The following is a 20,822-nucleotide window of genomic DNA, read 5'->3' on the forward strand; positions in this document are numbered from 1 at the left end:
TTGCCGCAACGTCAACGTCTCTACTGGTCCCATGCGGATCGGAGAACTCGCCGGCGTCGTCGGTGTCACCACGCGGGCCGTGCGGCATTACCACCATCAGGGGCTGTTGCCGGAGCCGGAGCGGCGGGCGAACGGGTATCGGGAGTATGGGCTGCGGCACGCTGTCGTGCTGGCGCGGATCCGGCGGCTGACGGAGTTGGGGCTGGGGCTCGCGGAGGTGCGGGACGTGCTGGCGGACGACGCGGCCAAGGACCTCGTCGAGGTGCTGACCGAGCTGGACGAGGATCTGGCGCGGCAGGAGGAGGCCATCCGGGAGCGACGGGCGCGGTTGCGGGCGGTGCTGGAGGCGGAGGGCGGGCTGCCGGCCGAGGGGCCGGTGTCGCCCGAGCTGGCCGCGCTGTTCGCGGGGACCGCTCATTTGTCGGATTCGCCGATGGCGGCCAAGGACCGCGAGGTCATCGCCTTCCTGGAGACGGCCATGCCGCCCGAGGCGCGGCAGCGGCTGGTGTCGTCGCTGGGTGAGGTGCTCGGCCGGCCCGGAGCCGTGGCGCGGGCCGGCCAGGCGTACGCCCTGCTCGACGCGCTCGCCGGCGCGGAGCCGGACGATCCGCGCGTCGACGGGGCCGCCCGGGCCCTCGCCGACTGCATTCCGCCGGAGTTGTTCCCGGAGACCGGGGACCTCGACCACGACGACAGTGTGCTGCGCGCCTTCTACGAGGACCTGGCTCCGGCCCAGGCGGAGGCGCTCCGCCGGACGCTGCGCCTCCTCACTGAGGAGCGGCGATGAGGACCGCGCGGCTGCTCGTACGGCACGAGGCGCGGTTGTTCGCGAGTCTCGTGCTGTGGGTGGTGCGGCGCACGCACGGGGCGCACGGCGGACACGTCTTCGGGTACGCGCGCGGGCAGGGCGCGATGATGTTCGGGTTCGGGTTCGTGTGTCTCGTCGAGACCGTCGCGATGTCCGTGCTGCTGCGCGACTGGCCGACCGCGCACGCCGTGCTTCTCTTCCTTGACGTGTACGGCATCGTGTTCGTCGTCGCGCTGCACGCCTCGTCCGTCGTACGGCCGCACGTGCTGGATCCGGACGGCGGCTCGCTGCGGATCCGCCGCTCCGTCCATGTCGACCTGCGGGTGCCGTTGGAGCGGATCGCCTCGGTCCGGCGCGAGCTGCGGATGACGCACGAGCGGGCCGACGGTGAGCTCGACGTCGAGGTGGGGTCGCAGACCACCGTCACGCTGGAACTGACCGAACCGGTCACGCACGTCACCTTCTTCGGGCGTCGCAGGCAGGTACGGATCGTCCGCTTCCACGCCGACGACGCCGCCGGCCTCGTCCGCGCCCTCGGCCGGGCCCGCGTCTGAGCTCCCCGTACGCTGTCGGCGGAGTTCGATCGAAGGAGTGCCCGTGCTTGTCCTGCTGCCGCCGTCCGAAGGCAAGGCCCCCTCCGGCCGCGGTGCCCCGCTGAAGCCCGAGTCGCTGTCGCTGCCGGGGCTGGCCGCCGCCCGGGAGGCCGTCCTGACCGAGCTGGTCGAGCTGTGCGCCGGCGACGAGGAGAAGGCGCGCGAGGTGCTGGGACTGAGCGAGGGGCTGCGGGGCGAGGTCGCGAAGAACGCGGAGCTGCGCACGGCGGGGGCCCGGCCGGCCGGGGAGATCTACACCGGTGTGCTGTACGACGCCCTCGGCCTGGCGTCGCTGGACGCCGCCGCCAAGCGGCGTGCCGCGCGGTCGCTGCTGGTCTTCTCCGGGCTGTGGGGAGCGGTCCGGGTGACGGACCGGATTCCGTCCTACCGGTGCTCGATGGGGGTGAAGCTGCCGGGTCTCGGCGCGCTGGGCGCGCACTGGCGTACGCCGATGGCGTCGGTGCTTCCCGAGGTGGCCGGGGACGGGCTGGTGCTGGATCTGCGGTCCGCCGCGTACGCCGCCGCGTGGAAGCCGAAGGGCGAGGTCGCCGGGCGGACGGCGGCCGTGCGGGTGCTGCACGCGCCGACGCGGAAGGTCGTCAGCCACTTCAACAAGGCGACGAAGGGGCGGATCGTGCGCAGCCTGCTGACCGCCGGGGCCGCTCCGAAGGGTCCGGCCGAGCTGGTGGAGGTGCTGCGGGAGCTCGGGTACGTCGTGGAGGCGCAGGCGCCCGCGAAGGCGGGGCAGGCGTGGTCGCTGGACGTGCTGGTGACCGAGGTGCACTGAGGATTTGCTGCCGCCGAAAAGGCGCGCCGTTGCAGCATGCGCAATGGGCTTTGCGCATGCTGTTGGGCCGACGGCAGGATACGGCCATGGCCTCTCCCCTGCCCGCCTCCCTGCCCGCCTCCGTGCTGGACCTCGCTCCCGTCGTCCCCGTCGTCGTCATCGAGGATGCCGGTGACGCCGTACCGCTGGCGCGGGCGCTGGTCGCCGGCGGGCTGCCGGCGATCGAGGTGACGTTGCGGACCCCGGCGGCGCTGGAGGCGATCCGCGAGATCGCCGGGCAGGTGCCGGAGGCGGTGGTCGGTGCCGGGACGGTGATCAACGCCGCGCAGGTCGCGGACACGGTGGCCGCGGGCGCCCGCTTCCTGGTCAGTCCCGGCTGGACGGACGTGCTGCTGGAGGCGATGCGGGGCTCCGGCGTGCCGTTCCTGCCGGGGGTGTCGACCACCTCGGAGGTCGTGGCGCTGCTGGAGCGCGGGGTGCGGGAGATGAAGTTCTTCCCGGCCGAGGCCGCGGGCGGTAGGGCGTATCTGAAGTCGCTGGCGGGGCCGCTCCCCCAGGCCCGGTTCTGCCCCACGGGCGGGATCGGCCCGGCCTCCGCCCCGGACTATCTGGCGCTGCCCAATGTCGCCTGCGTGGGCGGGAGCTGGATGCTGCCGCAGGACGCGGTCGCGGCGCGCGACTGGGGCCGGGTCGAGGCGCTGGCCCGCGAGGCGGCGGCGCTCAGCGCAGGTGGGACGTGTCGTTGAGGAGCCGGACGCTGGCGTTGCCGTCCGCGTAGTACGCGACGACCGACAGGGACGCGGCCGACAGTTCCATCCGGAACAGCGACTCCGGCGGGGCGCCGAGGGCGAGCCGGACGAGCGTCTTGATCGGGGTCACGTGCGTGACGAGCAGGACCGTGCGGCCCGCGTACGCCGCGACCAGCTTGTCGCGGGTGGCGGCGATCCGGGTGGCGGTCGCCGCGAAGCTCTCACCGCCGCCGGTGGGTTCGGCGTCCGGGGAGGCCAGCCAGGCGTTCAGGTCGTCGGGGTGGCGCTCGCGCACCTCGGCGAAGGTGAGGCCCTCCCAGGCACCGAAGTCCGTCTCGCGCAGCCCGTCGTCGACGCTCACGTCGAGACCGAGCCGGGCGGCGACGATGCCGGCGGTCTCCCGGGTGCGGGCGAGGGGCGACGACACGATCGCCTGGATCGTGCCCCGCCGGGCGAGCAGGGCCGCGGCGCGCTCGGCCTGCTCCCGACCGGCGTCGGAGAGGGCGGGATCGGAGCCCCCACTGCCGGAGAACCGCTTCTGCGGCGTCAACGGCGTCTCCCCGTGCCGCAACAGCACGAAGGTGGCGGGCGCCCCCATGTCGGCGGGGGCCCACCCGGGCGTGGCGACGGCCTTGGCGGCACGGGCATCGGCATCCGCCTTGGCCACGCTGCCGTCGGCGTCCGGTTGCTCCGTCGTCCCGGGGACGGAAGACGGCACGGGGACGGAAGACGGCACGGGAGAAGGCCCGGCTTCCGGAGCCCTGGCGGTCGCCAGGGCTTCGCGGGCCCTCGCGGCGCCTGCCGCGGCGTCACCCGGCGGGCCCGGTGGAGCAGGCGGGGCGACGGCCCCGGCCTTGGTGTCCAGGTCCGCCGTGGAAGTCGAGGCCGACCACTGCTCCCCCTTGGCCCCGGCGTCCATCGCCTCGTTGGCCAGCCGGTCCGCGTGCTTGTTGCGCTCGCGTGGAATCCACTCGTACGTCACGCGCCCGGGCGGGAAGATCCGGGCCGCGTCCGCCGCCAAGGGCTTCATGTCGGGGTGCTTGATCTTCCAGCGGCCCGACATCTGCTCGATCACGAGCTTGGAGTCCATCCGGACGTGGACCGTCGCGGCCGGGTCCAGCTCGTGGGCGGCGCGCAGGCCGGCGAGCAGGCCGCGGTACTCGGCGACGTTGTTCGTGGCGACGCCGAGGTACTCGGCGGCCTCCCGCAGCGTCTCCCCCGTCGCCGCGTCGCTCACCACGGCCCCGTAGCCCGCGGGCCCCGGGTTGCCCCGCGACCCGCCGTCGGCCTCGACGATGAACTCCCGCACCGGACAGGCTCCCCGCGGCCTAGATGCCGGACTCGGACGTGCGCACCAGGATGCGGCGGCAGTTCTCGCAGCGGATCACCGTGTCGGGCGCCGCGCTGCGGATCTCGCTCAGCTCCGTGATGGCGAGCTCCTGCCGGCAGCCCTGGCAGCTGCGCGCGTACAGCTTCGCCGCGCCGATGCCGCCCTGCTGCCCGCGCAGCTTGTCGTAGAGCCCCAGCAGATCGGCGGGGATCGAACCGGCGATGACCTCGCGCTCCTTGGTGACCGTGGCGATCTCGCCGTCGATCTCCTCGAAGGCCGCGTCACGGCGCGCGGTCGCGTCGTCGATCTTCGACTGGACGGAGGAGACCCGCTCGGTCAGCTCGGCGACCCGCTGCTGCGCGGACTCCCGGCGCTCCATGACCTCCAGCACCACGTCCTCCAGATCGCCCTGCCGCTTGGCGAGCGAGGCGATCTCGCGCTGGAGGTTCTCCAGGTCCTTGGGGGAGCTGACGGCACCGGAGTCCAGGCGCTGCTGGTCGCGGGCGGCGCGCTGGCGCACCTGGTCCACGTCCTGCTCGGCCTTGGTCTGCTCGCGGGAGCAGTCGCTCTCCTCGGTCTGCGCGGCCACGAGCAGGTCGCGCAGCTGGGTCTGGTCCTTGGTCAGCGACTCGATCTCGGCGTGCTCGGGCAGCGACCTCCGCCGGTGGGCCAGCTGCTGGAGGCGGACGTCGAGGTCCTGGACGTCGAGGAGTCGGATCTGGTCGGCGGGCGCGGCGTTCAGTTCGGGGCTCCCAGGGGGTCAGAAGTGGTTGAGGCCGCGTGGGCGGTCCAGGGGTCGGTGACCGTCTTCGAGACGTGGACGCGCAGGTCCCATCCGTGACGGTCGGAGATCTCGTCGAGCTGGCTCGCGGCCAGCTCGCACCAGGGCCACTCGGTGGCCCAGTGCGCCGCGTCGAGCAGCGCGAGGGGGCTGTGGGCGCGGGCCTCGGAGACGGGGTGGTGGCGCAGGTCCGCGGTGAGGAAGGCGTCGACGCCCGCCGCGCGTACGTGGTCGAAGAGGCCGTCGCCGGAGCCGCCGCTGACGGCGACCGTGCGGACGAGCGCCTCGGGGTCGCCGGCGACCCGGATGCCCTGCGCGGTGGCGGGCAGCCGCTCGGCGGCGCGGGCGGCGAACTCGCGGACGGTCAGCGGGTGGTCCAGGGCGCAGACGCGGCCGAGGCCGCGGCGGCCCTCGGGGTCGGTGGGGTCCGGCACGAGCGGCCCGGTGACCCTGAGGTCCAGGGCGCCCGCGAGGGCGTCGGAGACGCCGGGGTCGGCGGTGTCGGCGTTGGTGTGGGCGACGTGCAGCGCGATGTCGTTCTTGATGAGGGTGTGGACGACACGGCCCTTGAAGTGCGACGCCGCGACCGTCGTCGTGCCGCGCAGATAGAGCGGGTGGTGGGTGACGAGCAGGTCGGCGCCCAGCTTGACCGCCTCGTCGACGATCTCCTGGACCGGGTCGACGGCGAACAGCACGCGCGTGACCTGCTGGTCCGGGTCGCCCGCGACGGTGCCGACCGCGTCCCAGGACTCGGCCCGCTCGGCGGGCCACAGGCTCTCCAGCTCGGCGATGACTTCAGACAGACGGGGCACGGGTGCAAGGCTACCCGTCTGATCTGTGGCGTTGAACCGCCACCGCCCCAGCCCGCCCGCCCTCGTCCCGCGGAGCACAACCGTCCCCTTTCCCTCAGGCGAATCGTTCCTGGAACACCCTTATGTGTGAAGTCGGGAGCCAGCGCATTCCCCGGCTACGCGTACGAAAACTACGTTCGTCACTGGAGGTGACCGAACGATGACAGCGTGTGCGATCGAGCCTTCGGCGGGACACGAGGACGACGAGGCCGCGCCGGCAGGATGCACACTCACCGCGGACGGTGCCTACGCCGCACGCCTCGCGTCGGCCGGCGATTCCTGGTTCCCCGAGCGCTGGACCCTGGACGGCCCCGAGCCGTACGCGGTACCCCTGCCCCGCAACCAGCCGGAGGAACCCGGCACCGAGGTGCAACCGATGGGCGACGGGCGGGTCCTCATCCACCGTCTGGTGGCCGGGCGGCACGCCTTCTCGCTGCTGTACCCGACCGGGCCCGGCACCGGCGAGCTGCCCCTGGGCGTGGTGGAGTGCCCGGACGACACTGCCCGGCTGCGGCTGTTGCCGCCCGCCCCCGGCGGAGAGCGGGCGTACGCCCTGTCCGTCGGCCCGCGTGCGACGACGGTGTGGCTGGTGGCGGGCGGTGCCTTCGGGCCCGAGCGGCTGGCCGAGCTGCCCGGCCGCTGCTCGGGCGGGGTCTGGCTGGACCGTACGGGACGGCTGCTGGCCCTGGACCGGGAGACCGGCGGGCGCACCAAGGCCGTCGTGGTGGACCTGGAGCGCGGCGGGGAGATGTCGCCGCTGCTTCAGATCGCCGCCGACAGCGACGACCGGCTGCTGCTCGCCGACCACGACAGCGGGCTGCTGCTGATCCGCTCGGACGCGCCCTCGCCCGGACAGAACCGGCTGGGCTGGGGTGTCCTGGGCAGCACCCTGCCGGTGCGCTTCCCGGAGTGCCTGCGGCTGCCGGACTGCACCGTCACGCCGTTCGCGATCCAGCCGGGGCAGATGCTGACGCCGGAGAGCTGCGCGGTGGCACTGCGCGTCGACGGGCCGCGCGGCAGCTGGGTCGGCGTGTGGCGGCCGGCCGAGCGGCGGGTGCACCATCTCCCGGCGCCCGAGGGGTGGCTGGCGGGCGCCGGCCTGTGGACGCCGGACGGGGTGCTGCGGCTGCCGTACGCGACGGAGGCCGTGCCGTGCGGCGTGGCGCAGGTGAGCCCGCCCCCGGCCGTACCGCCCGAGCCCGGCGTCATGCCGCCGCATCCGGGGCAGGGGCAGGGTCAGGGGCCTGGCGCTCCGGCCGCCGGCGCGACTCCCACGACGGGACACCCTCCGGAACCGGCGCCCCCCACGGCGACAGGACACCTCTCGCAGGCCCCACGGCCCGCCACACCGGACGGTCCCGCTCCGCCCCCGACCCCCTCCACCCCCCGCCCGGTCCCGCTGCAAGAGGCGCCGTTGGGACGGCTTGTAACGAACTAGTGCCGGTTGGCGTGGCCGCCTGGATCCGGGGTGCGGGGGGCCGGTTAAACTCGCCCGGCTGTTTGAAAGATCATGTTGACGGGGTGAATTCCATCCGATGAGCGACGCCAGCACGAACCAGCTGCACACAGCCGACGTCCAGGAGACCGCCGCCGGCCACGGCCGGCACCGCGGCGAGATCTCCACGCAGGTCGGCGAGACGGCTCCGCGCGGCCGCCACCGCAAGCCGGTGGCGGAGACCGAGCGGACCGAGCGCACCGAGACGGCGGCCTGACGGAACGTCAGCGCCCGTACGGCGAACGGCCCCACCCCGTCTGTGACGGGTGGGGCCGTTTCCCGTTCCTCAGCCGCGTTTCAGCCCCAGCACCTCCGCCGCGGCGAACGTCTCGCCCGCCGGCCGGTCCGCGTAGTACGGCCCGAGGACGGCCTCCAGTTCCTCGTACGTGAAGGTGTCCTGCTTGCTGTCGAACCGGGCGGCGACGCGCGGCCGTTCGACGACGGCCACCATGCCGCCGTGCACCACGAGGAGCTGTCCGTTCACATGGGCGGCTGCGGGAGAGGCCAGATAGCCGACGAGCGGGGCGACATGCTCGGGGGCGAGCGGGTCGAGGCCGTTGCCGGGGGGCTGTTCGACGCCCGCGAAGACGTCCTCGGTCATCCGGGTGCGGGCGCGCGGGCAGATCGCGTTGGCGGTGACGCCGTACTTGCCGAGGGCGAGGGCCGTGGAGGTGGTCAGGCCGACGATCCCGCCCTTGGCGGCGGCGTAGTTGGGCTGCCCGGAGGAACCGGCGAGGAACGCCTCGGAGGAGGTGTTCACGATCCGCCCGAACACCGGCTGCCCGGCCCGCTTGGACCGCTCCCGCCAGTGGGCGGCGGCGAACCGGATGGTGTTGAAGTGCCCCTTGAGGTGCACGCGGAGCACGGCGTCCCACTCCTCCTCGGCCATCGAGAACACCATGCGGTCGCGCAGGATGCCCGCGTTGTTGACGAGGATGTCGAGCTTGCCGAACGCGGCGACGGCCGACTCGACGAGCCCGCGGGCCTGCTCGAAGTCGGAGACGTCGCCGGTGTGCGCGAGCGCCCTCCCGCCGGCCGCCCGGATCTCGGCGACGACCTCCTCGGCGGGCCCGGCGGAGGTCTCGCCGGTGCCGTCGCGGCCGGGCCGCCCGTAGTCGTTGACGATGACGGCGGCGCCGAGCCGGGCGAGTTCCAGCGCCTCGGCCCGGCCGAGCCCGCGGCCCGCGCCCGTGACGATCGCGGACAGTCCCTTCAGGGGCAGAGGCAGCGGCATGGCGTGTCCTCACATCTCGATGCACGTACGCAGGGCGGTCCCGGTGCGCATCTGGTCCAGGGCCTCGTTGATGTCGGCGAAGGGGACCCTGTGGGTGATCAGGCCCGCCAGGTCGACGCGGCCCGCGCGCCACAGGGCGATGGTGCGTTCGTAGGAGCGCAGGATGTCCCCGCCGCCGTACATGGACGGCAGGATCCGCTTCTCGTCGAAGAACAGCTCGAACATGTTCAGCTGGAGGAAGTCGTCCATGGCGCCCGCGCCGACCACGACGAGGGTGCCGCCGCGCCGGGTGTTCTCGTACGCGGCGCGTGCCGTGGCGGACTTGCCGACGACCTCGAAGACGTAGTCGAAGCCCTCGCCGGCGGTGACCTGCTGCTTGGCGTCGGCCAGCTCGTCGGGCGAGACGGCTCGCGTGGCCCCGAACCGCAGGGCGGCCTCGCGCCGCGTCTCGACCGGGTCGACGGCGACGATCTCGGCGACCCCGCGCAGCCGGGCCCCCTGGATCACGGAGATGCCCACGCCGCCGCACCCGATGACCGCCACCGACGAACCGGCCTCCACGTCGGCCGTGTTGAGCGCGGCGCCCAGTCCGGTCGTCACGCCACAGCCGATGAGGGCGGCGATGTCGAAGGGCACGTCGTCGGGTATCGGGACTGCGCACCCGGCGTCGACGACGACCTCCTCGGTGAAGGTGCCGGTGCCGGCCATGCCGAAGACGTCCCCGCCGGGCCGCCGGAAGTTGGGGGTGCCCGCGTTCATGAACCCGGCCAGGCACAGCTCGGTCTGTCCGCGCTTGCAGGCGGGGCAGGCGCCGCAGGCGGGCAGCCAGCACACGACGACCCGGTCACCGGCCGTCAAGTGGCCGACACCTTCGCCGACTTCGAGGATCTCACCCGCCCCCTCGTGCCCGGGCACGAACGGCCCGGGCTGCGGCAGCACGCCGCTCATCGCGGACAGGTCCGAGTGGCACAGTCCCGCGGCGCGCACCCGGATCCGCACCTTGCCGGGTCCGAACCCCACCGCCTCGACGTCGTCGAGGACCTCCAGCTTGTCCTGGCCGATCTCGTGCAGTACGGCTGCGCGCATGGTGCGGCTCCCCTCGTACGACGTGTGGGACTCAGGTGTGTGCGACGACGGTGTCGGCGAGGACGGGCGCGTCGTTCCTCTCGACGGCGCTGACGGCGACCCGGACCTCGCCGTCCAGGCGCCACATGCGGATGCGCAGCGTCTCGCCCGGGTAGACGACGCCGGCGAACCGGGTGGCGTACGAGCGCACCCGGGTCACGTCCCCGTCGAGCAGCGTGCCGACGACCGCCTTGAGCGTCATGCCGTAGGTGCACAGCCCGTGCAGGATGGGCCGGTCGAATCCGGCGCGTTCGGCGAACTCGGGGTCGGCGTGCAGCGGGTTCCAGTCCCCGGACAGCCGGTACAGCAGGGCCTGGTCCTCGCGGACGTGCCGTTCGACGACCAAGTCCGGCTCGCCGGCGGGCGGTTCGAGCCGGGTGGACGGTCCCCGGTCGCCGCCCCAGCCGCCCTCTCCCCGGACGTAGATCTGCGCGTCGTTGGTCCACAACGGCCCGTCGACATCGGCGACTTCGGTGCGCATGACGAGGACGGCCGCCTTGCCCTTGTCGTACACGGCGGCGATCCGGCCGGTGGCGGTCGCGCGGCCCCGGGCGGGGATGGGGCGGTGGATCGTGAGGCTCTGCCCGCCGTGGAGGACGCGCGCGAGGTCGACGTCGACGCCGGGCATCGACAGCCCGCTGATCACGCCGGGGGATCCGGCGCCGGCGACGGTGGCGAAGCTCGGCAGGACGTGCAGCCGGGACTCCAGGGTGTAGCGCAGCTCGTCGGGGTCGGTGGCGGGGACGCCCGCGCCGATGCCGAGGTGGTAGAGCTGCACGTCCTTGTGGTCCCAGGAGAGCTCGCCGCTCCGGGGTGCGGCGGCGAGCGCCTTGGCTGCGTCGATGGGCATGGGGCTCCTGATCGCCGTGGAAGGACCACCGTGGGAAAGACCTCGGCACGGCCGTCCGCACCGTCGGCCGCGCCGAGGCCGTCTGCGGCCGAACTGGAACGCGTTCCAGTCCTGCGCCCTCTGTATAGCCCAGGCTCCCGCACTTGTGAAGCCTCCTGACACCATGTCAGATTGCCGCCGCGGTGAGGCGCGACCCATGACATTTGTCCTGCCGAACTCCGTACAACCGCATCTGCCGCCCGACCCCGGCGGATCCGTAGCGTTCTGCCATGACACGCAGACCACTGTCGTACCGCCGCGGCGCGGCGAACCTCTGATCGGGGGCGGGGACATGTCCTGGACACTGAAGGTCGGGTGCCGCTTCGAGGCGACCCGGGCGGCCGTCCGGCAGGTTCGGGAGCACCGGCGCCACCACGCGGCGGACAGGACGCGGCTCAGGGCCGGGTGTCGCACCGCCCGGAAAGCGGGCGAGCTTCCCGAGCACCCCGGTCCGCCGCCCAGCGGGTTCACCCTGCTGCCGTGGCTCCTGCTGGGGATGGGCGCCCTCTCCAACCTCTTCCAGGACCAGACGCCGAACCCGTGGATCGGCGCGCTGGGGCTGCTCACCTTCAACTCGCTCTACATCTACGTGGCGTTCCGCGCGTTCCGCAGAGAGACGCGCGAGGCCCGCTCCACGCGGGTGGCCCTCGCCCTGCTGACGGCCGTGACCTGCTCGCTCGCTGCCGGCTACGGCGGCAACTGGCTGCTGTTCTTCCCCCTGCTCGGCCTCGCGACGGGCGCGGCGCTGCGCCTGTCGCACCTGCGACCCGCCGGTACGGCGGTGGCGGTGCTGGCGGGTGCGGTGTCCTTCTTCCACGACGGCTGGGGCGGCCTCGACATCGCGTACGCCACGTGGATCTCGACGATGGTCACGGCGGCGATCCTGCGGCTCTCCGAGGCGGTGGGCGAACTGCGTGCGGCCCGCGAGGAACTGGCCCGCCGGGCGGTCGAGAAGGAGCGCCTCCGCTTCTCCCGTGACCTGCACGACCTGCTCGGGCACACGATGTCGGTGATCGTCGTGAAGTCGGAGGCGGCCCGCCGCCTCGCCGCCCGCGACCTGGACGCCGCGCTGGCCCAGATCACGGACATCGAGTCCGTGGGCCGCCAGGCGCTCACGGAGATCCGGGAGGCCGTGACCGGCTACCGCCGGGGCAGCCTCGACACGGAACTCGACCGCGCGCACTCGGCCCTGACGGCGGCGGGCATCACGCTCACGGTGACCCGCTCCGGCCCTCCACTCGGCCCGCAGACCGAGGCGCTGCTGGGGTGGGTGGTACGCGAGGCAGTCACGAACGCCGTGCGGCACAGCGCCGCGCGACAGTGCGAGATCACGCTGTCGGGTGGGGCGGAACGGGTGCGTCTGTCGGTGGTGGATGACGGGGTGGGGGCGGTTGCGGCGGTTTCCGGCGGTGCGGGCAGCGGGCAGGACGGACCGGGGGTCCGCGTCGGCACGGGATTGACCGGTCTGACGGAGCGGCTCGCGGCGGCGGGCGGCTCGCTGACGGCGGGGCCGCGGGCCAGGGGCGGATTCGCCGTGTCGGCGGAACTCCCGCTCGATGCGGGCGTGCCGGGCGCGCACCCGGGGGTGGTGGAACGGGCCTGACTGTTCGCCTTACGACGCCCGGGGCGTCCGGGCGACCCGGGGGCGGGACGCCGTACGACCCGCGCGGGCGTGTACGTTGGCCGATGGTCCGCGCGCGCCACACGTACACGTACGCGTACACGTCGACGGCGCCGGCAACCGCTAGGGGAAATGGAGCACATGGCAAGCGTCGCCGTCATCACCGCGCCGAACATCGGGTACCGCAACACCGGCATGCTGACCGTCGACTTGGCGTTCGAGTCCCTGCGGCGGCGTACGGCCCCCGAGACCGAGGCCACCTGGTACACCCTGCACACCCCGCAGACCGTGCCGCTGCGCGAGTGCGCGCGAGGTACGGACCTGCCGTTCCGCTTCCACCCCCTGGCCGAGCACCTCGACTCGCTCCGCGACCACGACGCGGTCGTCTTCTGGGGCGACTTCCTCCACACCCGGCACTACCTGGAGCAGGACGCGACGAACCGCCTGCTCGACTTCGGTTTCGCCGAGGACCGAGAGGCCGCGCGCAATCTGCTGAACCGCACCCTGCTGTTCGCGGACCAGCCGGACGAACTCCTCGCGCGGACCCTCAGCTACGGCGGGACGATCCTGCACAACGCGCAGTCCGACTACGAGGACAAGGAGTACGGCCCCCTGTTCTCACGCCTGGTGACGCGAAGCCGCCGCGTCTGGGTGCGTGACCCGCTCTCGGCGGCGAAGATCGCGCATCTGCGCGGGGACCGTACGACCGACCACTTCGGTTCGGACGCGGCGCTGCTGTCCCGCCCGGGCGACCTCGACCACCTCCCGACGACGGACTGGTCCCGGGCGGTCCCGGACGGCGGTGCGATCGGCGTGTTCCTCGGTGCGCGGACGCGGATCCCCGAGTGGCTGCCCGCCTTCTGCCAGGACCTGTCCGAGCGTCTGGGCGCCCCGCTCGAATGGCTGCCCTGGTTCGACCGGGACATCCCCGCGCCGGTCGGCCACATCGCGCAGCGCCCGGGCCGGCACACCATCGGCGACCTGGTGGGGGTCCTGCCCCGCTACCGCCTGGTCATCACGGACACCTACCACCTGGCCGTGAACTCCTGGGGTGCCGGCACGCCCGCGGTGTGCGTCGGCGCACCCGAGCCGGCTCCCAAGACCCACGACGACTATCTGACGCTGAGCGATGTGAAGAAGCACGTCTTCCACATGGCCTACGACGCGACGGACTTCTACCTGTCCACCCTCCCCGACAGCAGGGAAGGCCACGAGCGCCGTATCGACCGGCTCGTGCGCCTCGTGGAGGGCGGCGGGGCCGAGGCCGTGGCGGCGCGCATCCGTGCTCACGCCGACTACTCGGCGACGGCGTTCACCGAGACGCTGGCCTCGTTGCTGGACGCACCCCGGCGCACCGGGAGCCCTACCCTGGGCCCGTGACCGACAGACCCATCCGCGTGCTGCTCGCAGAGGACCAGGGCATGCTGCGCGGTGCGCTCGCGCTGCTGCTCGGCATGGAGGACGACATCGAGGTCGTCGCCCAGGTGGGCGCCGGTGACGCGATCCTGGACGCGGCGCTCGCCCACCACCCCGACATCGCGCTCCTCGACATCGAACTCCCGGGAAAGAGCGGCCTGGACGCCGCCGCCGAGCTGCGTGCCCGGGTGCCTGACTGCCGTGTGCTGATCCTCACCACGTTCGGCCGGCCCGGCTATCTCCGCCGCGCCCTGGAGGCGGGAGCCACCGGTTTCCTCGTGAAGGACGGCCCCGTGGAGGAACTCGCCGCCGCGATCCGCCGCGTCCTGGCCGGCGAGACGGTCGTCGACCCGGCCCTCGCCACGGCCGCGCTCAGCGCCGGCCCCAACCCCCTCACCCCGCGCGAGAGCGACGCCCTCAAGGCCTCCGCGGACGGCGCGACGGTCGCGGACATCGCCACCCGACTCCACCTCTCGGAGTCCACCGTCCGCAACTACCTCTCCTCCGCCATCGGCAAGACAGGCACCCGCAACCGCACGGAGGCCCTGCGCGAGGCCCGCCGCCAGGGCTGGCTGTAAGACCACGGCTTACTCAACCGCAGTCGGCAGTCCTACCGCTCGTCTGCCGTCCGCGGCAGCCAGACCCACATCAGTGTCACGCCGGCCGCCAGCACCCCGGCCCCCACCCGGAACGCCAGCGCGTACCCCTCCGTCAGTGCCGCCGGCGTCGCGCTTCCCGCCGAGCGGGTCGCGGCCAGTGTCGACAGGACCGCCAGGCCCAGGGAACCGCCCATCGTGCGGGAGGTGTTGACGAGCCCTGACACCAGTCCGGCCTCCTCGGGTGCCGCGCCGGACGTGGCCACGGATGCCAGCGGGGTGGCCGCCAGTCCCGCGCCGAGCATCATCAGGACTCCGGGGATCAGGATCGTCGTCGCGTACGCGCCCTCGGGGGTCATCGTCGACTGCCAGCCGAAGCCCACCACCGCGACCAGCGTGCCCAGCGCCGCCACGTTCCGCGGCCCCAGCCCCCGCATGAGCCGGGGCGCGAGCTTGGAGCCGAAGATGACGGCCACGGAGCTCGGGACCAGGGCGAGCCCGGCCTCCAGCGGGGTGTAGCCCAGGACGTTCTGCGCGTACAGGGTCATGAAGAACCACATGCAGAACATGGCGGAGCCGCACAGGAACATCGCCACGTTGGCCGATGACACCGACCGCAGGCGCAGCAGCCCGAGCGGCATCAGGGGGCTGGCGGTGCGGGCCTCGACCGTGAGGAACAGGGCGATCAGCGCGAGCCCGGCGAGCAGCGGCAGCAGCGTGGCCGCCGCCGTCCAGCCCGCCGCCTCCGTCTGGGAGATGCCGTAGGCCAGCGTGCCGAGCCCGCCCGTCACGAGCAGCGCGCCCGGCAGGTCGAGCCGCCGCCCGTCGCCGGCCCGGCCCTCGGTGAGGAACCAGGCGGCCCCGCACAGCACGACCGCCCCCACGGGCACGTTGATCAGCAGCACCCACCGCCACGACAGTGTCTCGACCAGCAGCCCGCCGACCAGGCCGCCCGCCGCGCCGCCGCCGGCACCGACCGCCGTCCAGGTCCCGATGGCCCGGGCCCGTCCGGCACCTTCCGGGACCGAGGCCGTGAGGATCGTCAGCGTCGAGGGCGCCAGCACCGCCGCCCCGAGCCCCTGCGCGGCCCGCGCCACCAGCAGCTGCCAGTCGTCCTGCGCCAGTCCGCCCGCCAGCGAGGCCAGGGTGAACAGGCCGAGCCCGACGAGGAACATCCGCTTGCGGCCGTAGAGGTCTCCGGCCCGCCCGCCGAGCAGCATGAACCCGGCGAAGGCGATGGCGTAGGCGTTCACCACCCACTGCAGGCCCTGCTCGCTCAGTCCGAGCCCGGTCCGCATGGACGGCAGCGCCACGTTGACGACGGACACGTCCAGCACGACGAGGAACTGCCCGGCGCAGGTGAGCGCGATCACGAGCCAGGTGGGAGGCGCGGCACGGCGTGACGTACGAGTCATTTCGGCGGCTTCGAGCATGGGTGTCATGCTCTCAACCACTCCATGCTCCTGGCATCGGGATTTCGACCTAGGGCTGCGGCAGCACCCGGCTCCTTCCCCAAGAGAAGGTCAAGATTTCGTTAGAGTGCCGAAGCAACGGAATAGTTGCCTACGCATACAAGGTTCACACCCCACGTAAGCACGTACCTCCCGAACACCCCTGGCCTGGAGGCCTCCCTCAATGACGCAGACGACGACAGTCCGTCCCGCCGGCAGAGCGAGCGGGGCCGTGGTCCCGGTACTCGCCTTCGCGGGCATCGTTGTCGCGGTGATGCAGACCCTGCTCGTCCCGGTCATCAAGGACCTGCCGCAACTGCTGGACACCGCCCCCAGCGACGCCACCTGGGTCCTGACCTCGACCCTCCTCTCGGGCGCGGTGGCCACCCCGATCATGGGCCGCCTCGGCGACCTCTACGGCAAGCGGCGCATGCTGATCACGAGCCTGGCGGTCATGGTCGTCGGCGCCCTGGTCAGCGCGCTCACCAGCGACCTGCTGCTCATGATCACCGGCCGTACGCTCCAGGGCTTCGCGATGGGCGCCATCCCGCTCGGCATCGGCCTGATGCGCGACATGCTGCCCCGGGAGAAGCTGGGCTCGGCGATGGCCCTGATGAGCTCCTCCATAGGCGTCGGCGGCGGCCTCGCGCTGCCCGCCGCCGCCCTGGTCGCCCAGCACAGCGACTGGCACGCCCTGTTCTACGGCGCCGCCGGCCTCGGTGTCCTCGCCATCGCCCTCACCCTGCTCGTCGTGCCCGAGTCGCCGATGCGCGCCGCGGGCTCCTTCGACCTGCCGGGAGCCCTCGGTCTGTCCACCGGGCTCGTGCTCTTCCTGCTGCCGATCACCAAGGGCAGCGACTGGGGCTGGACCTCCGGCACCACGCTCGGCCTGTTCGCCGCCGCCGCGCTCGTCCTGCTCCTGTGGGGCGTGATGGAACTGCGCGTCAAGGCCCCGCTGGTCGACCTGCGCACCACGGCCCGCCCGGCCGTCCTCTTCACCAACCTCGCCTCGATCATGGTCGGCGTCTCCTTCTACGTCGTCTCCCTGGTCCTGCCCCAGCTGCTCCAGCTGCCGAAGTCCACCGGCTACGGCCTCGGCCAGTCGATGGTCGTCGCGGGCCTGCTCGTCGCGCCGCTCGGCCTGACGATGATGCTCACCGCGCCCGTCTACGCCCGGCTGTCCGCGAAGTACGGCCCCAAGGTCACCCTGATCCTCGGCCTGCTGATCATCGCGATCGGCTACGGCGCCGGCCTCGGCCTGATGAGCGCCGCCTGGCAGAGCCTGGTCATCTCGGTCCTGCTGGGCGCGGGCATCGGCCTGGCCTACTCCTCGCTGCCCGCGCTGATCGTGGGCGCGGTCCCGGCCTCGGAGACGGGTGCCGCGAACGGCCTCAACACCCTGATGCGCTCCATCGGCACGTCCGTGTCGAGCGCCGTCATCGGCATGGTGCTGGCGAACACCGCGGACAACGTCGGCGGCGTCGCGATCCCGACCATGCACGGCTTCCGGCTCTCCTTCCTCATCGCGACCGGCGCGGTCGCCGTGGGCCTGCTCCTGGCCCTCTTCCTGCCCGGCCGCCGCCCGTCGGACAAGCCGCAGCTGCGCGCCAGCAGCGAGGAGGACGCCAATCTGGAGCGCGCCGAAGCGGTGCTGCGCGGCTTCCGCGGCCGCGTCCTGGCGGCGGACGGCACGCCGGTCGCCCGCGCCACGGTCACGCTGATCGACCGCCGGGGCCGCCAGGCGGGCGCGACGCTCTCCGCCGAGGACGGCGCCTACGTCCTCACCGTCCCGGCCGGCGGCAACTACGTCGTGGCCGCCCGCGCCACCGGCCACGGCCCGCTCGCCTCGTCCGCGACCCACACGGGCGACGAGCGGCCGGTCGACCTGGACCTGTCACTGCCGGGCGAGACGGTCTCCGTCTGACCGCGCTGCCCACCCGGACCCCCTGTCGCCCCCCGGCAGGGGGTCCGGCAGCATGGGCGCCCGGACCGTCGTACGACCGGAAGGAACCCCATGCCCACGGCCCCCAAGCCCGAGATCCTGGCCGCTTTCGAGGCGGCGAAGGGGTTCATGCCCGTGGGTGAGGGCCTGGCCCTGTACGCGGCGGCGGTGGAGGCCGGGCGGCTCGGGCTGCCGCTGCTGGAGGTCGGCACGTACTGCGGCCGCTCCACGATCCTGCTCGCCGACGCGGCCCGGGAGGCCGGCGTCACCGCGCTCACCGTCGACCACCACCGGGGCAGCGAGGAGCAGCAGCCGGGCTGGGAGTACCACGACCCGGAGACGGTCGACCCGGAGCTCGGCCTGATGGACACGCTGCCCACGTTCCGCCGCACGCTGCACCAGGCGGGCCTGGAGGAGCACGTCGTCGCCCTGGTCGGCCGCTCCCCGCAGATCGCGTCGATCTGGCGGACCCCCCTCGGCCTCGTCTTCATCGACGGCGGCCACACCGACGAGCACGCCACCGCCGACTACGAGGGCTGGGCCCCGCACGTGGCCGAAGGCGGCCTGCTCGTCATCCACGACGTCTTCCCCGAGCCGGAGGACGAGTTCACCGGCCAGGCCCCGTACCGCGTCTACCTCCGGGCCCTCGCCTCCGGCGCGTTCACCGAGATCTCGGCGACGGACTCCCTGCGCGTCCTGCGGCGCACCGGCCCCGGCATCTAGCCGAACGGCTGGGCGGGTGAACTGCGCCCCCTCCACCCCCTCCCGGTCGGCCCACGGGCGGCGTGGCGCGTCGGCGGGCGACCGCTGCTGCCCAAGGATCCGGGCGCGTGGCACACACCTTCGCAGAGCTCGTGGAGAAGCAGCGTGCGGCGGACGAGGCGTACGCCCGCGTGCGGCAACTGCAGGACGCCTACGGTCCGCCCACCCAGACCACGTGGAGCGCCCAGCAGACCACCACCTGGGAGACCGCCTGGCGCGCCTGGCGCGACCTCGCCCGCGACGTCCAGGCGGCGGTGACCGCGTACGCGAAACAGGAGGACACCCCGCGCCAGGAGATCGAGGCACGGGTGAAGGAGGCGGTACGGCACAAAGAGCCCGACGGGAACGAGGAGTAGCCGCCACCCGCCTGGCCGTCCTCGACCCGCTGCCCCCTGCCGACGGCCGCTAGGGTGGCACACGTGTCGTACGTAGGCCCGGACTTCGAACCACCCCAGCCCCGCCGCCCCCGCCGCGGCCCCCTGACCGTCGCGCTCGCCGCGCTGGTGCCCGGGGCGCTGCTCGGCTGGCTCGTGTACGAGACGGTGGGCGGCTCGGGAGACGACGGCGGCTCGGGCCGGGCGACCGTACGGTCCTCCCCGCCCCCCGTGTCCTCCGCGTCGGACACACCCGCCGACGACGCCAAGAAGCCGAGCGCCTCGCCGTCGCGGAAACCCACGGCGTCCTCGACCTCCGCACCCGCCCCGGCCTCCGGCCCGCTCAAGGGGAAGGTCGTCGTCATCGACCCCGGGCACAACCCGGAGAACTTCCAGCACGCCTCCGAGATCAACCGCAAGGTGAACATCGGGACGAACTGGAAGGAGTGCGACACCACGGGCACCTCCACCAACGACGGTTACACCGAGGCGAAGTTCACCCTGGACGTGGCGCACCGGATGCGCACGCTCCTCGAAAAGCAGGGCGCCACGGTGAAGCTGACACAGGACGGCGACCGGCCGTACGGCCCGTGCGTCGACGAGCGGGCCCGGATCGGCAACCAGGCGAAGGCCGACGCCGTGGTCTCGGTCCACGCGGACGGCTCGGGCGCCGGCAACCGCGGCTTCCACGTCATCCTGCCCGGCGCGGTCCACGCCGGCGCCGCCGACACCCGCGCGATCGTCGCCCCCTCCCGCGATCTCGGCGAACGCGTCGCGGGCCGCTTCGTGGCCGTCACCGGCAGCGCACCGTCCAACTACATCGGCGACGGCACGGGTCTCGTCACGCGTAAGGACCTGGGCGGTCTCAATCTGTCAACGGTTCCCAAGGTGTTCATCGAGTGCGGCAACATGCGCGATAGCAAGGACGCGGCGTTGCTGACCAGTGGCGCGTGGCGGCAGAAGGCGGCGCAAGGGATCTCTGAGGGAATCGTGAGTTTCCTGCGCGGGTAGCTCTCGGCGGGCTGTTCCGGGCGGACACCCTGGTCGGGCGGACGATAGGGTCCGTTCGTACGATGAGGGGTCACCCCCGCGCTTCACACCGGGGCCTGACGGCGACATGGTGGCAGCGACGCCTCTACCGACGATGAGACGACCTACGAAGGACCTGAAGTGAATATCCGCTCCCTCACTCGGGGCGACGGCGTGGTGATCGGAGCAGCGGTATTGCTGTTGATCGCGTCGTTCCTCGACCTCTACTCGTTCGACAATGTCCCCGACAGCGTCGACCTCCCCATGCTGTGGGGCAGCGGCCCGGTCGTGTTCAGCGTCGTGCTGGCCGGGATCATCGGCGCCGCGCTCGTCGTCGTCTCCCGGGGCCTGCCGCAGGCCCCGAAGGTCGCGGGGATCGAGCTGGGCCAGTTCGGTGCCGCCTTCACGGTGTTCGCCGCGTGGAGCGCGCTCGGCAACATCTTCGACGTGACCGGCGGCTACGACAACATCGAGGGGAGCAACGAGGACCTGCTCCCGAGCCCGGGCATCGGTCTGATCATCGCCCTCATCGCCACGCTGCTGATGGCCGCCGCCGCGATCGCCACCCCCCTCATCCCGGCCCTCAAGGGCGCCCTCGTCCCGGCTCCCCGCCCGGCCGCCCCGCAGCCCTACGGCGCCCAGCCCCCCGGTGGTTACGGCTACCCGGGCGCGCAGCAGCCCGGTGGCTACGGCCAGCCGCAGCCGGGGCAGCCGTACGGTGGTCAGCCGCAGCCCCAGCAGGCGCAGGCCCAGTCTCCGCAGCCGCCGGCCGGGGACTTCTCGCCGTTCTGGTTCGCGGTGCCGGTGCCGCGGCCGCTGTTCGCCGAGGACGGTTCGCCGACGCCGATCGCCGAACTCGCGCCGGGCACCTGGTACCTGGCCGTCGAGCAGCGCGGCGCCGCCCTGGTCGCCCAGACGCAGGACGGCCGTCGCGGTGTCCTGCAGGACACGTCGGGCATCCAGCGCGGCTGAGCCCCTCAGCGACGTAC

The 20,822-nt window shown here is 73.1% G+C and carries 21 protein-coding genes; 14 read left to right on the forward strand and 7 right to left on the reverse strand.

Annotated features, from left to right (window positions below):
- Positions 1-31 precede the first annotated feature (31 nt).
- The 4 genes from QF034_RS11505 (at position 32) to eda (ending at position 2,934) form a co-directional block, all read left to right on the forward strand.
- Positions 32-787 carry a MerR family transcriptional regulator gene (locus tag QF034_RS11505; protein ID WP_307174848.1) on the forward strand — a complete coding sequence of 252 codons (756 nt, stop codon included), beginning with the start codon at positions 32-34 and terminating at the stop codon, positions 785-787.
- Positions 784-1,362, forward strand: coding sequence for a hypothetical protein (locus tag QF034_RS11510; RefSeq protein ID WP_307174849.1), 579 nt, complete (start codon positions 784-786; stop codon positions 1,360-1,362). The genes QF034_RS11505 and QF034_RS11510 overlap by 4 nt, the downstream gene beginning before the upstream one ends.
- 43 nt (positions 1,363-1,405) lie before the next feature.
- Positions 1,406-2,188, forward strand: a complete 783-nt coding sequence (gene yaaA, locus QF034_RS11515) for a peroxide stress protein YaaA (protein WP_307174850.1) — start codon at positions 1,406-1,408, stop codon at positions 2,186-2,188.
- 86 nt (positions 2,189-2,274) lie between these two features.
- Complete coding sequence (gene eda, locus QF034_RS11520) at positions 2,275-2,934, forward strand: bifunctional 4-hydroxy-2-oxoglutarate aldolase/2-dehydro-3-deoxy-phosphogluconate aldolase (RefSeq protein ID WP_307174851.1); 660 nt, start codon at positions 2,275-2,277, stop codon at positions 2,932-2,934.
- Here eda and QF034_RS11525 read toward each other — a convergent pair.
- Genes QF034_RS11525 through QF034_RS11535 form a run of 3 tightly spaced genes read right to left on the reverse strand, consistent with a single transcriptional unit; the run spans position 2,909 to position 5,860 of the window.
- Entirely contained in the window at positions 2,909-4,246 is a 1,338-nt protein-coding gene (locus QF034_RS11525) for a bifunctional RNase H/acid phosphatase (RefSeq protein WP_307174852.1), read from the reverse strand. The two genes, eda and QF034_RS11525, sit on opposite strands and share 26 nt — an antisense overlap.
- A gap of 19 nt (positions 4,247-4,265) precedes the next feature.
- Positions 4,266-5,009, reverse strand: a complete 744-nt coding sequence (locus QF034_RS11530; protein ID WP_307179855.1) for a zinc ribbon domain-containing protein — start codon at positions 5,007-5,009, stop codon at positions 4,266-4,268.
- Positions 5,006-5,860: a Nif3-like dinuclear metal center hexameric protein gene (locus QF034_RS11535; RefSeq protein ID WP_307174853.1), complete on the reverse strand. Its 855-nt coding sequence runs from the start codon at positions 5,858-5,860 to the stop codon at positions 5,006-5,008. The genes QF034_RS11530 and QF034_RS11535 overlap by 4 nt, the downstream gene beginning before the upstream one ends.
- A gap of 199 nt (positions 5,861-6,059) precedes the next feature.
- On the opposite strand from QF034_RS11535, the gene QF034_RS11540 reads away from it, so the two are divergent.
- Positions 6,060-7,337, forward strand: coding sequence for a hypothetical protein (locus QF034_RS11540; protein ID WP_307174854.1), 1,278 nt, complete (start codon positions 6,060-6,062; stop codon positions 7,335-7,337).
- 97 nt (positions 7,338-7,434) lie between these two features.
- A complete protein-coding gene (locus QF034_RS11545) occupies positions 7,435-7,611 on the forward strand; it encodes a hypothetical protein (RefSeq protein ID WP_086565458.1) in 177 nt (58 codons plus the stop codon).
- 69 nt (positions 7,612-7,680) lie between these two features.
- Here QF034_RS11545 and QF034_RS11550 read toward each other — a convergent pair whose 3' ends face one another.
- The 3 genes from QF034_RS11550 to chsH3 are packed head-to-tail and all read right to left on the reverse strand — an operon-like array spanning position 7,681 to position 10,603.
- Positions 7,681-8,628, reverse strand: coding sequence for a 3-oxoacyl-ACP reductase (locus QF034_RS11550; RefSeq protein ID WP_307174855.1), 948 nt, complete (start codon positions 8,626-8,628; stop codon positions 7,681-7,683).
- Positions 8,629-8,637: 9 nt separating this feature from the next.
- Positions 8,638-9,714, reverse strand: coding sequence for a Zn-dependent alcohol dehydrogenase (locus QF034_RS11555; RefSeq protein WP_307174856.1), 1,077 nt, complete (start codon positions 9,712-9,714; stop codon positions 8,638-8,640).
- A gap of 31 nt (positions 9,715-9,745) precedes the next feature.
- The gene (chsH3, locus tag QF034_RS11560; RefSeq protein ID WP_307174857.1) at positions 9,746-10,603 is read right to left on the reverse strand and encodes an enoyl-CoA hydratase ChsH3; all 858 of its coding nucleotides are present in this window, start codon (positions 10,601-10,603) and stop codon (positions 9,746-9,748) included.
- A 331-nt stretch (positions 10,604-10,934) separates the two neighbouring features.
- Here chsH3 and QF034_RS11565 point away from each other — a divergent pair, with 331 nt between their 5' ends.
- The 3 genes from QF034_RS11565 (at position 10,935) to QF034_RS11575 (ending at position 14,257) form a co-directional block, all read left to right on the forward strand.
- Complete coding sequence (locus tag QF034_RS11565) at positions 10,935-12,245, forward strand: sensor histidine kinase (RefSeq protein ID WP_307174858.1); 1,311 nt, start codon at positions 10,935-10,937, stop codon at positions 12,243-12,245.
- Between the two features lie 159 nt (positions 12,246-12,404).
- The gene (locus QF034_RS11570) at positions 12,405-13,643 is read left to right on the forward strand and encodes a polysaccharide pyruvyl transferase family protein (protein ID WP_307174859.1); all 1,239 of its coding nucleotides are present in this window, start codon (positions 12,405-12,407) and stop codon (positions 13,641-13,643) included.
- The gene (locus QF034_RS11575; protein ID WP_307174860.1) at positions 13,640-14,257 is read left to right on the forward strand and encodes a response regulator transcription factor; all 618 of its coding nucleotides are present in this window, start codon (positions 13,640-13,642) and stop codon (positions 14,255-14,257) included. The genes QF034_RS11570 and QF034_RS11575 overlap by 4 nt, the downstream gene beginning before the upstream one ends.
- A gap of 32 nt (positions 14,258-14,289) precedes the next feature.
- Here QF034_RS11575 and QF034_RS11580 read toward each other — a convergent pair whose 3' ends face one another.
- The gene (locus QF034_RS11580) at positions 14,290-15,717 is read right to left on the reverse strand and encodes an MFS transporter (protein WP_307174861.1); all 1,428 of its coding nucleotides are present in this window, start codon (positions 15,715-15,717) and stop codon (positions 14,290-14,292) included.
- A gap of 193 nt (positions 15,718-15,910) precedes the next feature.
- Between QF034_RS11580 and QF034_RS11585 the strand changes: the two genes are divergently transcribed.
- The 5 genes from QF034_RS11585 (at position 15,911) to QF034_RS11605 (ending at position 20,805) form a co-directional block, all read left to right on the forward strand.
- Positions 15,911-17,650 carry an MFS transporter gene (locus QF034_RS11585; RefSeq protein ID WP_307174862.1) on the forward strand — a complete coding sequence of 580 codons (1,740 nt, stop codon included), beginning with the start codon at positions 15,911-15,913 and terminating at the stop codon, positions 17,648-17,650.
- A 90-nt stretch (positions 17,651-17,740) separates the two neighbouring features.
- Complete coding sequence (locus QF034_RS11590; RefSeq protein WP_307174863.1) at positions 17,741-18,391, forward strand: class I SAM-dependent methyltransferase; 651 nt, start codon at positions 17,741-17,743, stop codon at positions 18,389-18,391.
- A gap of 107 nt (positions 18,392-18,498) precedes the next feature.
- Positions 18,499-18,786, forward strand: a complete 288-nt coding sequence (locus QF034_RS11595) for a hypothetical protein (protein ID WP_307174864.1) — start codon at positions 18,499-18,501, stop codon at positions 18,784-18,786.
- A 63-nt stretch (positions 18,787-18,849) separates the two neighbouring features.
- Positions 18,850-19,815 carry an N-acetylmuramoyl-L-alanine amidase gene (locus QF034_RS11600; protein ID WP_307174865.1) on the forward strand — a complete coding sequence of 322 codons (966 nt, stop codon included), beginning with the start codon at positions 18,850-18,852 and terminating at the stop codon, positions 19,813-19,815.
- 159 nt (positions 19,816-19,974) lie between these two features.
- Positions 19,975-20,805, forward strand: a complete 831-nt coding sequence (locus tag QF034_RS11605; protein ID WP_307174866.1) for a DUF5336 domain-containing protein — start codon at positions 19,975-19,977, stop codon at positions 20,803-20,805.
- Positions 20,806-20,822: the final 17 nt, after the last annotated feature.

Source organism: Streptomyces africanus, from assembly GCF_030816955.1.
Classification (GTDB): domain Bacteria; phylum Actinomycetota; class Actinomycetes; order Streptomycetales; family Streptomycetaceae; genus Streptomyces; species Streptomyces africanus.